Source organism: Aeromicrobium terrae (genome assembly GCF_008039565.1).
Classification (GTDB): domain Bacteria; phylum Actinomycetota; class Actinomycetes; order Propionibacteriales; family Nocardioidaceae; genus Aeromicrobium; species Aeromicrobium terrae.
The window spans coordinates 188,873-200,943 of the sequence record NZ_VDUX01000006.1 but is presented as its reverse complement, the minus strand read 5'-3'; the positions used below and the strand labels follow the sequence as shown (position 1 = coordinate 200,943).

Here is a 12,071-nt window from a genome sequence, read left to right as displayed (position 1 = left end):
CTGAGGAGTCAGCGGGTCACGGACTCCTCGAGGTCGCCGCTCGGCGGGGTGTCCCCGTGCCGGTGGACGACCTTCCAGACGCCGTCCTCGCGGCGGTAGACCTGCGTCGACCGCAGCGTGTACGTCCGCGGCTCGCCCCGGACCGACGCGCTGGTGTGCTCGTAGGTGACGGTGTAGGCGAGGTCGCCGCTGGCACCGGCCGCGACGAGCTCGATGTCGGCGTGCGTGCAGTCGGAGAACTCGTCCTCCAGGTGCCGGAAGACCGCCGACACGTCGTCCCAGCCGCTCGCCGAGAGCGCCGCGCCGAACAGCGTCACCGGGTCGTCGTGCGACCAGAGGTCGAAGCGCGGCGTGGCGTCGCCGTTGTGCAGCGCGACGTCGGCGGCGGACCAGCGCGGCATCACGTCGGCGAGGAAGGCCTCGGTGTCGGTAGTCATGGAACCTCCTGGGTCCAGCGTGAGTCCAGCGTCCACCCGTGCCGTGTCCCGTGGGATGGGTGCACGTTCCCAACCTGACCGGGAGCTCCGGGAACTTGGACCCATCCAAGCGGGCCGGGGCGCCGAACCACCCACATGCAGAGCAAGGGCCGGACCGCACCGTGGTGGACGGGAGTGCTCACGGGCGTCCTGTCGGCCGCCGCGGGAGTGGCTCTCGCGACCGGGCTGGCCGCTCTGCTGACCGGGGTGCCCTCCCCGATCGAGTCCGTGGGGAACCGGGCGATCGACTTGACGCCGCGGTCCCTCAAGGAGCTCGCCATCCGGCAGTTCGGCACGAACGACAAGCCGGTCCTGATCGCCGGCGTGGCCGTGACCCTTCTCGTCGCCGCGGGAGTAGCGGGCTGGATCGGGCTGCGCCGGCCCCGGGTCGCGTACGGCATCTTCGCCGCGCTCGGCCTGTTGGCCCTGACCACCGCGGCCCTCGACCGCACGGCGACCGCGTCCCGTACCCTCACGCTGGTCCCGGCGCTCGTGACGCTCGCCGTCAGCCTCGGTCTGCTCGCCGTCCTGCTGCGGACGCTCGAGCTCGCGCCGAGGGCCGGGGACGACGTCTCCGGCTCGTTCGATCGCCGCGCCTTCCTCCGCGCGGTGCTCGGAGCGAGCGCCGGGATCGTCCTCGGCGGTGTGGTCACGAAGTACCTCGGGAAGAACGCCGCAGCGGACTCCCGTCGTGCCGTCCGGCTGCCGGCCGCTGCCGAGGCGGCGTCGGCGGTGCCGGCCGGCGCCCAGGCCGACGTGGACGGCGTCAGCCGGTTCATCACGTCGAACCGCGACTTCTACCGGATCGACACGGCCCTGCGGGTCCCTCAGGTGCCGGTCGAGGGCTACTCGCTGCGCATCCACGGGATGGTCGACCGCGAGCTGAACCTCAGCTTCCGCGACCTGCTCAAGGAGCGTCTCGTCGAGCGCCGCATCACGCTGACCTGCGTCTCGAACGAGGTCGGCGGCCCCTATGTCGGCAACGCGACCTGGCTGGGCGTGCCCGTACGCGACCTCCTTGCCCGTGCGGGCGTCCAGTCCGGCGCGGACGCGGTCAAGACGACGAGCGCCGACGACATGACCATCGGCACCCCGCTCAGCGCACTCACCGACGAGAACCGGGACGCCCTGATCGCCGTCGGGATGAACGGCGAGCCGCTGCCGCTGGCCCACGGGTTCCCGGTACGCATGGTCGTTCCCGGCCTCTACGGCTACGTGTCCGCGACCAAGTGGCTCGTCGACCTCGAGGTCACCCGGTTCGCCGACTTCAAGGCCTACTGGACGAAGCGCGGCTACGACGCCGAGGCGCCGATCAAGATGTCGTCGCGCATCGACGTGCCGACGTCGTTCCAGACCTTCCCGCGAGACGCCGTCCGTGTCGGCGGCGTCGCCTGGGCGCAGAACACCGGCATCGAGCGCGTCGAGGTGAAGGTCGACGACGGCGCCTGGCAGGACGTGGACCTCGCCGACGAGGACAGCGTCGACACGTGGCGCCAGTGGTCGTGGCAGTGGGACGACGCCACCGAGGGCTCGCACCAGCTCACCGTCCGCGCCACCGACAAGAACGGAACGACCCAGACCTCCGACCGCGCACGCATCGCGCCGGACGGATCGACCGGCTGGCACAGCGTCCAGTTCCGCGTCGCCTGAGCACGACCCAACCGAAGGAGAAATCATGCGCACCACCAGGAGCAAGACCCTCGCCGTCGCGGCGGTGGCCCTCCTGTCGCTCTTCACCGCAGCCTGCGGCTCGGACAGCGACGGCGGCGACGCCAAGGCGTCGGACACCTCGACGACCGACACCGCGGCAGATGCGGGTGCTGACCTCGTCGGACCCGGCTGCGCCGACTACGCCAAGGCGGTTCCGTCCGGCGCCGGCTCGGTCGACGGCATGGCGCAGGACCCGGTCGCCACGGCCGCCAGCAACAACCCGCTGCTGAAGACCCTCGTCGCCGCCGTCAGTGGCCAGCTCAACCCGAAGGTCGATCTCGTCGACACGCTCAACGGCGGGGAGTTCACGGTGTTCGCCCCGGTCGACGACGCGTTCGCCAAGCTGCCGGCCGACACGGTCAAGACGCTCGGCACCGAGGCAGGCGCGAAGACGCTCGAGTCGGTGCTGACGTACCACGTGATCCCGGGCCAGATCGCTCCGGCCGACATCGACGGCACGCACAAGACCGTCAACGGCGCCGAGCTGAAGGTCACGGGCTCCGGCGACGACATCCGCGTCGGCGACCAGGCCGGCGTCATCTGTGGTGGCGTCAAGACGGCCAACGCGACGGTGTACCTCATCGACACCGTCCTGATGCCGCCTAGCTGAAACGGCTCCGAGCTGACCCTCGGAGGTGTTCTCATGGACGCGAGGTCCGGCCCAGTCTCCCGGGCCGGACCTCGTTCCATGTCCCAGTAGGGTGCCCGCGTGGGAGCCATCCATCTGATCCGGCACGGCCAGGCGTCCTGGGGTGCTGACGACTACGACCTCCTGTCCGAGCTCGGCACGAAGCAGGGCACGTGGCTCGGCCAGTCGTGGGAGGCCTCGGGCTTCCGGCCCGACTGGTCGGTGAGCGGGTCGATGCGCCGGCACACCCAGACCGCCGTCGCCGCGCTCGACGCCGTCGACGGCGACCAGTACGACATCGACCCCCGCTGGAACGAGTACGACCACCTCGCGCTCACCGGTCACCTGGAGGCGGCGGGTCGCCCCGCGGACGCCCGCGAGTTCCAGTCCCAGCTCGACGCCGCGCTGGAGGGCTGGGTCGGCGGCTCCGGCAGTGACGGCCACGAGACGTTCGCCGACTTCGGCGCGCGCGTGATCGGCGGGCTCGAGGACGCCGTCGCACACACCGGGTCCGGCCAGAGCGCTGCCGTCTTCACGTCGGGCGGGCCGATCGCACTGGTGACGTCGCACCTGCTCGCCGGTGACGCGTCGCTGTTCATCACCCTCAACCGGGTGATCGTGAACGCGTCGGTCACCACGGTCATTGTCGGCCGCGGCGGCACCCGGCTGCTGAGCTTCAACGAGCACACGCACGTGCCGCGGGACTCCCAGACGTTCCGCTGATGGGACGATGAGCCGGTGATCAGAGAAGCCACCGCCGCCGACGTTCCCGCCCTCGTCGAGGGCTACGAGTGGCTGTTCGCCGCGCCCGGGCGTCGCGTCGCCGACTGGGACGCCGGCACCGCCGCCGAGAGGTTGCACGCACTGCTCGACTCCGACCGCGGGACGGTGTTCGTCGCTGACGTCGACGGCGAGGTCCAGGGGTTCATCACCGTGTACCTCGACATCCTCTCCGTCCGGTACGGCCAGCGGGTATGGGTCGAGGACCTCGCCGTCGCGCCCGACGCCCGGTCCGGCGGCCTCGGCGGAGCGCTGCTCGACGCCGCGAAGGCGTGGGCGCGCGAGCACGGCGCCGCCCACCTCGAGCTCGACTCGGCGTTCACCCGCGTCGACGCCCACCGCTTCTACGAGCGCACCGAGCCGTCCTGGGACGCCCGCAGCTTCGGCTGGGTCCTCTAGGCGCCGGGCCGGACCAGCCCGCACTCGTACGCCAGCACCACCGCCTGCACGCGGTCGCGAAGGTCCAGCTTGGTGAGGATGCTGCCGACGTGCGTCTTGATCGTGGCCTCGCCGAGGAAGAGCTCTGCCGCGATCTCGGAGTTCGACCGGCCGCGGGCGAGCAGGCGGAACACGTCCAGCTCACGCTCGCTGAGCGCGGACACGGCATCCGGGACGCCGGCCGACGGCGGCGGCGTGCTGACGTACTGCTCGATGAGCCGGCTGGTGATCTTCGGGGCGGTGACCGCGTCGCCGCTCGCCACGAGTCGGATGGCCGCGACGAGCTGCTCGCGGGGGACGTCCTTGAGCATGAAGCCGCTCGCCCCCGCGTGCAGCGCCTCGTACACGTACTCGTCGAGGTCGAACGTGGTGAGGACGAGGATCTTCGCCGGCGTCGCGGCCGCCACCAGCCGTCGCGTCGCCTCGACGCCGTCCATCCGTGGCATGCGGATGTCCATCAGCACGACGTCCGGCCGGTGCGCGGCCACCTGCTCGATGCACGCGGCGCCGTCGGCGGCCTCGCCCACGACGTCCATGTCGTCCTCGAGATCGAGGATGAGCCGGAACCCGTCGCGCACGAGCTGCTGGTCGTCGCACAGCAGGACGCTGGTCATCGTTCCTCCTGACGGACCGGGAGGTGCGCGACGAGCTCGAACCCGCCGTCGTCGGTACGCCGGGCCTGAAGATCGCCGCCGGCGGCCTCCGCGCGCTCGCGGGCGCCGTGCAGGCCGTGCCCCGACGTCGGGGGAGGGATGGCCCGCCGACCGGTGGCGTTGCGCACGGTCACCTGGATCCCGTCGCCCGCCGACTCGACGACGAGCCGGGTCGGCACGGTCCCGGCGTGCTTCACGACGTTGGTGAGTCCTTCCTGGGCGATGCGGTAGACCGCCAGCTCGATGCCGGCGGGCACCGGCTCGCGCACCTGCACGTCCGCCTCGAGGGGCAAGCCGGCGTCGCGCAGCCCTGCGACCAAGGGCTCGAGGTCCGCGAGACCGCGGGCCGGGGCGCGCTCCGGGTTGTGCACGTCGCGGAGCACGTGCAGCAGCTGGCGCATGTCGTCGAGCGCCTCGCGCGCGCTGGCCCGGATCGCGTCGAGCGGCGCCGCCGCACGGGACGGGTCTTTCGCGAGCGCGGCCTCCGCGGCGTCGGCCTGCACGGCGATGACGCTGAGCCCGTGCGCCACGACGTCGTGCAGCTCGCGGGCGATGCGGGTGCGCTCGTCGGCGACGGCGAGCCGCGCCAGGTCGCGCTGGTGCTGCTCGGCGAACGTCGCCCGCTCGCGCAGGGTCCGGGTCGCACGACCAACCAGCCAGGCGCCGCCGAGCATGATGACGATGAAGGCGTAGTCCGAGCCGTGGTCCACCCACTCGCCGATGCAGAGGGCGGTGGCCAGGACGCCGATGCCGATCGCCGCCTGCCCCTCGTCGCACTCGGCGCCCACCGAGAACGCGAGCACGAGGACGATCACCAGGGACATGAGCGAGCCCGGTGCCGCGCCCGTGCCGAACGTCTGAACCAGCGTCGCGGCACTCGTGAGCACCACGGCGAGGAGCGGCGCGCGGGAACGACCAAGGACGCCGAGACTGCTGACGACCGCCACGGGGAGCGTCACCGTCAGTGGGGTCTCCTCGACCTCGCCGGTGACCAGGCCGCCGACGGATGCGACCAGGAGGATCGTCGCGAGCGCGACGTCGAGCACCGGCACGCCGCCGATGATTCGCACGCGCAACGATCTCACCGTTCGAGCGTAGGGCTGCGTGACGGCGCCGTGGTCCGCTTTCGGGCGGAGAGGGATCCACCTCCAGGGGGAGCAGGACCGGTGCTCAGGGGGAATCGGCGGACCACGTCGAGCGGCGACGGTGGCGGCATGAACTCCCAGAAGATGACCCGTGTGTGTGCCGTCGGACTCCTCGTCGGCCCGTTGATGTTCACGATCGGCGACGTGCTCCGGCGCGTCGTCGACCAGGACGCCGGTTCCTCCGCGACCGGCATCACCGATGCCGTCGCGGACAAGCCCGGCCTTTGGCTCGCGGCGGCGCTGCTCAGCGCGCTCGCCCCGGTCGCGTTCCTGCCCGGTGTGGCGGCGGTCGTCGCGACGGCTCGCGGCCGTGGCAGCACGACGACGCTCGTCGGCGGCTGCCTGCTCGGCCTCGGTCTGCTCGCGTCCGTCGGCCACGCCGTCGCGTTCTACGCCCCGTACGCGCTGTACGACCGCGCCGGCACGTCGGACGCCGCCCTCAAGGCGCTCGACAGCGAGTCGGAGTCCTACCCGCTGCTCGTCCTCCTCATCGTCCTGTTCATCGCCGGCCTGATCCTCGGCACGATCGTGCTGCTGATCGGCCTGCGCATGGCGGGCCGAGTCCCGGTGTGGGCGGTCGTGGCGGGCGTGGTGTTCGCGGTGGCTGGTGGTTCCGGCGGCGTCGCGCTCGGGATCGTCGGTGTGGCGGCTGCCCTCGTCGCGTTCGTGCCGGCGGCGCGGTCGCTGCGGGTGAGCGAACCCGTCCCCGTGCGGTGACGCGGCGAGGTGGCGGCTTGGCTAGTCTCCGGGGATGCGCAAGAACGTCCTCATCACCGGAGCGAGCTCCGGCCTCGGCGCCGGGATGGCCCGCATCTTCGCCGCCAAGGGCCACCACCTCGCGCTCACCGCGCGTCGCGTCGACCGCCTGGAGGCGCTCCGCGACGAGCTGCTGGCCGCGAACCCCGGCATCGAGGTGGTCGTGCACGCGCTCGACGTGAACGACCACGACCAGGTGTTCGAGGTCTTCAAGAAGGCCGCGGCCGACCTCGGCGGCCTCGACCGCGTGATCGTGAACGCCGGGCTCGGCAAGGGCGGCCGGATCGGCACCGGCAAGTTCTACGCCAACAAGCAGACGGCCGAGACGAACTTCATCGCGGCGCTCGCCCAGTGCGAGGCGGCCATGGAGCACTTCTACGAGCGGAAGTCCGGCCATCTCGTGATGGTGTCGTCGATGTCCGCGATGCGCGGCATGCCGTCGTCGATGACCACGTACGCCGCCACCAAGGCCGCCGTCGCCCACCTGGCGGAGGGCATCCGCTCCGACCTGATCACCCGCAAGGGCCACGACATCAAGGTCACGACGGTCTTCCCCGGCTACATCGCGTCGGAGATGAACGAGGGCGTCCAGCAGGAGGCGAAGATGATGGTCGACACCGAGACCGGCTGCAAGGCCCTGGTCAAGGTGATCGAGCGCGAGGTCGTCGACGCCGCCGTCCCCACCTGGCCCTGGGCCCCCCTCGGCCAGGTCATGAAGCACGCCCCCCTCGCCATCGTCCGTCGGATGGTCTAGCCCCCGGGTCTCCGAGATTTGGCCGGTTGTGCCCCAAAATCTCGGCTCGAGCCGCTCAAAAGGGTTGCCAAGCGGCCATATCTCGAGGACCGGCGGTCACAGCCGACGGGCGCGGAAGACGAGGTCGTGGCGGTGGGCGTCGCCGGCGGGGCGGGGGCGCATCTCGGCGACCTCGATCTCCCAGGTGCCGGTGAGGTATCCGGCCACCTCCTCGGTGGTGAAGTACACCTCCGGGCCCTGGTGACGTCCGGGTCCGTGGTGCACGTCCGCGACGTCGTGGGCGACGAGCAGGAGCGTGCCGCCGGGTCGTACGGCGGCGACGAGGCCGCGGAACATCCGCTCGCGCGGGGTGGGCGGCAGGTGCATGTAGTGCGCCGTGACGAGGTCGAAGGCCTCCGGCTCCGGCGGGTCCTCGACCAGGTCGGCCTGCTGCCAGGTGATCCGGCCGGCCATCTCCGGCGCATGCGACGCCGCGCGGTCCAGCGCCACCTGGGAGACGTCGACGCCGACGACCGTCCACCCGTGCTCGGCGAGCCAGATGGCGTCGGCGCCCTCGCCGCAACCGACGTCGAGCGCGCGGCCGGGCGTGAGGCCGGTGACCTCCTGGACGAGCTGCGGGTTGGGCCGGCCGCTCCAGATCCGGTCGGACGAGCGGTAGCGCTCGTCCCAGGTCTCCGCGGAGGTCATCTCACCCATGCTGGTCTGCAACGCGCGAGCCACGCGTCGTAGTCCCACCCGGCGAGGAACGTCTCGGCCGCGGCCCGCCCGCGGTCGATGAGCTCCTGCTGCTGCTCGGCGTCGATGGTGAAGTCGACGGTGCCGAACCCGTGGGTGTCGACGTAGACGCTCCGGGCGATGTTGCACGGGTCGAGCACGTGCTCGGCCTGGTTGGCCTCGATCGCCGTCTCGACGAGGGCCAGCCCCATCGTCACCACGTTGCGCACGGGCTTCGGGTCGGGCTCGGCAGCGATGCCGAGGGCGTCGAGCCGCACCCCGACCGTGGCCCAGCGCGGCGGCAGCTCGTCGAGCCGGTCGAACGCGGAGATCGGGTAGTTGGAGAGCAGGCCGCCGTCGACGAGGGTGGACGCCCCGTGCGCGCCCTCGAGCGTGACCGGCTCGAAGAAGTACGGGATGGAGGCCGACGCGCGCACCGCGTCGGCGACGTGCTGCTCGTCGGGGTCGAGGCCGTAGTCGGCGTAGTCCCACGGGAGGTACGCCAGCCGCTTGCGGGAGATGTCGCTGGCCGTGACCACCAGGCCGTACTCGTGGTGCACGTGGCCGTCGCCGTCCGGGTCGACGCGCTTCAGGTCGCCGAACGTCTTCACCCCGAGGTCGGCGAGGACCCCGCGCAGCCAGTCGTGCAGGTAGTCGCCCTCGTACACGCCCTGCTCGACGAGGACGGAGAACGGGTCGGTCAGCACCCCGAGCGGGCCGAGCACGTTGCCGGGGAACCCGCGGTCGCGGAACCGGCGGTAGTCGAGGGTCTTGGCGATCTCGACGACCTGCGACATCGGCTCGCCGCCGGTCTGCAGCGCGGCGAGCACCGAGCCGACGATCGCGCCGGCCGACGTGCCGGCGATGCGCGGGAACGACCAGCCCTGCTCGTCGAACGCGCCGATGGCACCGGTCAGCGCGATGCCCTTGACCCCGCCGCCCTCGAGCACGAGGTCGGCGACACGTGAACCCCCGGCGTCCATGGGGCCGACCCTACGGGCTCGCTCCGTCAGGCGGCCGCGTAGGCGAGGCGCAGGTGGTCGTGGTGCTCGCCCCAGCTGAGGTCCATCGACCAGCACCCGGCCTTGGGGAGGTCGACGGTGGAGGGGCCGGGCCCGCCTTCGATGGTGCGGTCGACCGTCTCGTCCGTGCCCTCGAGGGTCGCGCGGATGTGCAGGTCCTCACCCAGCTGCTGTGGTCCGCGGGCCGCCCAGAGGATCTTGTTGTTGCGGCCCTCCAGGGACGGGACCGTGAGCGGCGCGTGCTCCTCCCAGACGATGGCGGCGATCTGCTCCTCGTCGCCCATGACGAACGGGATGGTGGCGCCCTTCTGGAAGCCGGTGGCCGCCCAGGACGGCAGCTCACGCGCCGGGTAGTCGGTGCTGCACCCGGCGACCGACGCGGACGGGGTCGGCGTTGCCTTCGGCGCGTCGTCGGACGTGCAGCCGGCGAGCGCGGCGACGACCACCAAGGCCCAGGTCACGAGCCACCTCATGGGTCGATGCTACGCCCGGGACGTCAGTCCAGAAGGCGCTTCGCCAGCTCGCCGACCTGCTCGCTCTCGACCAGGAACCCGTCGTGGCCGTGCAGCGACGAGACGACGTCCAGCCCGTCCGCTCCGGCGATGCCGTCAGCCAGCACCTGCTGCTGCGCGAGCGGGTAGAGGCGGTCCGAGTCGATGCCCGCGACCACGGTCCGGGCCGTGATCCGCGCCAGGGCGGCCTCGACGCCGCCGCGACCCCGGCCGACGTCGTGGCTGTTCATCGCCTCGCTCAGCACGATGTAGGAGTTCGCGTCGAACCGGCGCACGAGCTTCGCACCGTGGTGCGCGAGGTAGGACTCGACGGCGAACCGCTCGTCGTCCTGACGGTCCCGGCCGAACCGCTCGTGGAGCTCGCGCTCGCTCCGGTACGAGATGTGCGCGATGCGCCGCGCCAGGTCGAGACCGGCGATCGGTCCCTCCGGTGCGTCGTAGTAGTCGCCGCCGTGGAAGTCCGGGTCGGCGCGGATCACGTCGCACTGGGTCGCCGACAGGGCGATCTGCTCGGCCGACGCCCAGGGCGACGACGCCAGGACGAAGAGTCGCTCGACGCGGGCCGGGTGCTCGATCGCCCACTCCAGCGCGCGCATGCCGCCGGCCGATCCGCCGATCACGGCGTGCCATCGGCCGATGCCGAGCGCGTCGGCGAGCCGGACCTCGGCCTGCACCTGGTCGCGCACCGTCAGCGACGGGAAGTCGCGGCCCCACGGGAGGCCGTCGGGATCCTCGGACGCCGGGCCGGTGGACCCCTGGCAGCCGCCGAGGATGTTCGGCGCGACGACGAAGAACCGGCCGGTGTCGATCGCCTTGCCCGGCCCGACCAGCGCGTCCCACCACCCGGGCGACGGGTGCGCGTCGTCCGCCGCGCCGGCCAAGTGGCTGTCGCCGGTCAGCGCGTGCAGGACGAGCACGCCGTTGTCGCCGCGGTGCTCGCCCCAGGTCTCGTACGCGAGGGTGACGTCGGGGAGGACGCGCCCGTTCTCGAGCGCCACCTCCCCGACGCCGGCGAACCGCCGGGGGCCGGGTGGGTCGCCGGCCCGCCACGCCCCCGTCACGTGGCGTGCCCCCGTCGTGACCGTCACGGCTTCGCCGCGCGGAACCCTGCGTCGAGGTCGGCGAGGATGTCGTCGATGCCCTCCAGGCCGACGGCGAGCCGCACGAGTCCGGGTGTCACGCCGGTCCCGGCCTGCTCCTCGGGCGTCAGCTGCGAGTGCGTCGTCGACGCCGGGTGGATCGCGAGGCTGCGGACGTCGCCGATGTTCGCGACGTGGCTGTGCAGCTCGAGCGCGTCGATGAACGCCTTGCCGGCCTCGAGACCGCCGGGCAGCTCGAACGTCAGCACCGCACCGGCGCCACGTGGCACGTACTTGTCGGCGAGCGACTTGTACGGGCTGGAGTCGAGGCTGGCCCAGGTCACCTTCGCGACGTCGTCGCGCGCCTCGAGCCACTCGGCGACGGCGCGGGCGTTCTGCACGTGCCGCTCGACCCGCAGGCTCAGCGTCTCCAGGCCCTGCGCCAGCAGGAACGCGGAGAACGGGCTGATCGCCGGTCCGACGTTGCGCAGGTACTGCACGCGCAGCTTCGCGATGTACGCCGCCGGGCCGAGGGCCTCGGCGAACACCAGGCCGTGGTAGCTCTCGTCGGGCGTGGTGAACCCGGGGAACTTGTCGCCGTGGGCGCCGTAGTCGAACGTGCCGCCGTCGATGACGACGCCGGCGATCGTGGTGCCGTGGCCGCCGATGTACTTCGTCGCCGAGTGCACGACGGTGTCGACGCCGTGGTTCAGCGGGTTGAGCAGGTACGGCGTCGCGATGGTGTTGTCGACGATGAAGGGCACGCCGACCTCGTGGGCGACGCCGGCGATGGCCTCGAGGTCGAGCACGTCGCCCTTCGGGTTGCCGACCGTCTCGCCGAAGAACGCCTTGGTGTTCTCCTGCGTGGCGGCGCGCCACTGGTTCGGGTCGTCGGGGTCGGCCACGAACGTCACCTGGATGCCCAGCTTCGGGAACGTGTGCCGCAGCAGGCTGTCAGTGCCGCCGTAGAGGCTGGACGACGCGACGATGTGGTCGCCGGCCTCGGCCACGTTCGTCAGCGCGCCCGTCGTCGCCGCCTGCCCGGAGGCGAACAGCAGCGCGCCCACGCCGCCCTCGAGCGCGGCGAGCCGCTGCTCGACGACGTCCTGGGTCGGGTTGATGATGCGGGTGTAGATGTTGCCCGGCTCCGCCAGGGAGAACAGTGCGGCCGCGTGGTCGGTGTCCCTGAACTGGAACGAGGTCGTCTGGTAGATCGGCAGGGCGCGGGCCCCGGTGGTGGGGTCCGGCACCTGGCCGGCGTGGATCTGCTTGGTCTCGAACGACCACTGATCGCTCATGGTGTGCTCCTCGGGGTGGACTCGTCGGAGCACCGACCGTGTCACTCATCCGAGGCGATGTGGACGCGTCTCAGCACGCGGGTGCCCGTCCCACGACGAGCCGTTC

14 protein-coding genes are annotated in these 12,071 nt (G+C 72.0%); 6 read left to right on the top strand and 8 right to left on the bottom strand.

Annotated features, from left to right (window positions below; genetic code table 11):
* Window positions 1-8: 8 nt before the first annotated feature.
* The gene (locus FHP06_RS13250; RefSeq protein ID WP_147687258.1) at window positions 9-437 is read right to left on the bottom strand and encodes a YybH family protein; all 429 of its coding nucleotides are present in this window, start codon (window positions 435-437) and stop codon (window positions 9-11) included.
* A 135-nt stretch (window positions 438-572) separates the two neighbouring features.
* Between FHP06_RS13250 and FHP06_RS13245 the strand changes: the two genes are divergently transcribed.
* The 4 genes from FHP06_RS13245 to FHP06_RS13230 all read left to right on the top strand — a co-directional run bounded on the left by FHP06_RS13245 (window position 573) and on the right by FHP06_RS13230 (window position 3,993).
* Window positions 573-2,126: a molybdopterin-dependent oxidoreductase gene (locus FHP06_RS13245; RefSeq protein WP_147687257.1), complete on the top strand. Its 1,554-nt coding sequence runs from the start codon at window positions 573-575 to the stop codon at window positions 2,124-2,126.
* A gap of 25 nt (window positions 2,127-2,151) precedes the next feature.
* The gene (locus tag FHP06_RS13240; protein WP_147687256.1) at window positions 2,152-2,796 is read left to right on the top strand and encodes a fasciclin domain-containing protein; all 645 of its coding nucleotides are present in this window, start codon (window positions 2,152-2,154) and stop codon (window positions 2,794-2,796) included.
* A gap of 99 nt (window positions 2,797-2,895) precedes the next feature.
* Window positions 2,896-3,537 (top strand): histidine phosphatase family protein, encoded by a 642-nt coding sequence (locus FHP06_RS13235; RefSeq protein ID WP_147687255.1) that lies wholly within the window; start codon window positions 2,896-2,898, stop codon window positions 3,535-3,537.
* 15 nt (window positions 3,538-3,552) lie between these two features.
* On the top strand, window positions 3,553-3,993 hold the full coding sequence (locus FHP06_RS13230) for a GNAT family N-acetyltransferase (RefSeq protein ID WP_230973518.1): 441 nt from the start codon (window positions 3,553-3,555) through the stop codon (window positions 3,991-3,993).
* Here FHP06_RS13230 and FHP06_RS13225 read toward each other — a convergent pair.
* The gene (locus FHP06_RS13225; protein WP_147687254.1) at window positions 3,990-4,646 is read right to left on the bottom strand and encodes a response regulator; all 657 of its coding nucleotides are present in this window, start codon (window positions 4,644-4,646) and stop codon (window positions 3,990-3,992) included. The two genes, FHP06_RS13230 and FHP06_RS13225, sit on opposite strands and share 4 nt — an antisense overlap.
* Window positions 4,643-5,770 (bottom strand): sensor histidine kinase, encoded by a 1,128-nt coding sequence (locus tag FHP06_RS13220; RefSeq protein ID WP_147687253.1) that lies wholly within the window; start codon window positions 5,768-5,770, stop codon window positions 4,643-4,645. The genes FHP06_RS13225 and FHP06_RS13220 overlap by 4 nt, the downstream gene beginning before the upstream one ends.
* A 129-nt stretch (window positions 5,771-5,899) precedes the next feature.
* On the opposite strand from FHP06_RS13220, the gene FHP06_RS13215 reads away from it, so the two are divergent.
* Both FHP06_RS13215 and FHP06_RS13210 read left to right on the top strand, forming a co-directional pair.
* A complete protein-coding gene (locus FHP06_RS13215) occupies window positions 5,900-6,547 on the top strand; it encodes a hypothetical protein (protein WP_147687252.1) in 648 nt (215 codons plus the stop codon).
* Window positions 6,548-6,581: 34 nt separating this feature from the next.
* On the top strand, window positions 6,582-7,340 hold the full coding sequence (locus FHP06_RS13210) for an SDR family oxidoreductase (RefSeq protein WP_147687251.1): 759 nt from the start codon (window positions 6,582-6,584) through the stop codon (window positions 7,338-7,340).
* 96 nt (window positions 7,341-7,436) lie between these two features.
* Here the strand turns inward: FHP06_RS13210 and FHP06_RS13205 are convergent, their stop codons facing one another.
* Genes FHP06_RS13205 through FHP06_RS13185 form a run of 5 tightly spaced genes read right to left on the bottom strand, consistent with a single transcriptional unit; the run spans window position 7,437 to window position 11,965 of the window.
* The gene (locus FHP06_RS13205) at window positions 7,437-8,027 is read right to left on the bottom strand and encodes a class I SAM-dependent methyltransferase (RefSeq protein WP_222706482.1); all 591 of its coding nucleotides are present in this window, start codon (window positions 8,025-8,027) and stop codon (window positions 7,437-7,439) included.
* On the bottom strand, window positions 8,024-9,037 hold the full coding sequence (locus tag FHP06_RS13200) for a patatin-like phospholipase family protein (RefSeq protein WP_147687249.1): 1,014 nt from the start codon (window positions 9,035-9,037) through the stop codon (window positions 8,024-8,026). Before FHP06_RS13200 ends, FHP06_RS13205 begins: the two co-directional genes overlap by 4 nt.
* 26 nt (window positions 9,038-9,063) lie before the next feature.
* Window positions 9,064-9,549 (bottom strand): hypothetical protein, encoded by a 486-nt coding sequence (locus FHP06_RS16135; RefSeq protein ID WP_222706481.1) that lies wholly within the window; start codon window positions 9,547-9,549, stop codon window positions 9,064-9,066.
* Window positions 9,550-9,572: 23 nt separating this feature from the next.
* Window positions 9,573-10,676, bottom strand: a complete 1,104-nt coding sequence (metX, locus tag FHP06_RS13190; protein ID WP_222706480.1) for a homoserine O-acetyltransferase MetX — start codon at window positions 10,674-10,676, stop codon at window positions 9,573-9,575.
* Window positions 10,673-11,965, bottom strand: coding sequence for a bifunctional o-acetylhomoserine/o-acetylserine sulfhydrylase (locus FHP06_RS13185; RefSeq protein WP_147687248.1), 1,293 nt, complete (start codon window positions 11,963-11,965; stop codon window positions 10,673-10,675). Before FHP06_RS13185 ends, metX begins: the two co-directional genes overlap by 4 nt.
* Window positions 11,966-12,071: the final 106 nt, after the last annotated feature.

What these genes read in the sequence shown, in the direction of transcription:
- FHP06_RS13250 (WP_147687258.1), bottom strand. Translation starts at nt 437, where the DNA reads ATGACTACCGACACCGAGGCCTTCCTCGCCGACGTGATGCCGCGCTGG.
- FHP06_RS13245 (WP_147687257.1), top strand. Translation starts at nt 573, where the DNA reads ATGCAGAGCAAGGGCCGGACCGCACCGTGGTGGACGGGAGTGCTCACG.
- FHP06_RS13240 (WP_147687256.1), top strand. Translation starts at nt 2,152, where the DNA reads ATGCGCACCACCAGGAGCAAGACCCTCGCCGTCGCGGCGGTGGCCCTC.
- FHP06_RS13225 (WP_147687254.1), bottom strand. Translation starts at nt 4,646, where the DNA reads ATGACCAGCGTCCTGCTGTGCGACGACCAGCAGCTCGTGCGCGACGGG.
- FHP06_RS13215 (WP_147687252.1), top strand. Translation starts at nt 5,900, where the DNA reads ATGAACTCCCAGAAGATGACCCGTGTGTGTGCCGTCGGACTCCTCGTC.
- FHP06_RS13210 (WP_147687251.1), top strand. Translation starts at nt 6,582, where the DNA reads ATGCGCAAGAACGTCCTCATCACCGGAGCGAGCTCCGGCCTCGGCGCC.
- FHP06_RS13205 (WP_222706482.1), bottom strand. Translation starts at nt 8,027, where the DNA reads ATGACCTCCGCGGAGACCTGGGACGAGCGCTACCGCTCGTCCGACCGG.
- FHP06_RS13200 (WP_147687249.1), bottom strand. Translation starts at nt 9,037, where the DNA reads ATGGACGCCGGGGGTTCACGTGTCGCCGACCTCGTGCTCGAGGGCGGC.
- FHP06_RS16135 (WP_222706481.1), bottom strand. Translation starts at nt 9,549, where the DNA reads ATGAGGTGGCTCGTGACCTGGGCCTTGGTGGTCGTCGCCGCGCTCGCC.
- FHP06_RS13185 (WP_147687248.1), bottom strand. Translation starts at nt 11,965, where the DNA reads ATGAGCGATCAGTGGTCGTTCGAGACCAAGCAGATCCACGCCGGCCAG.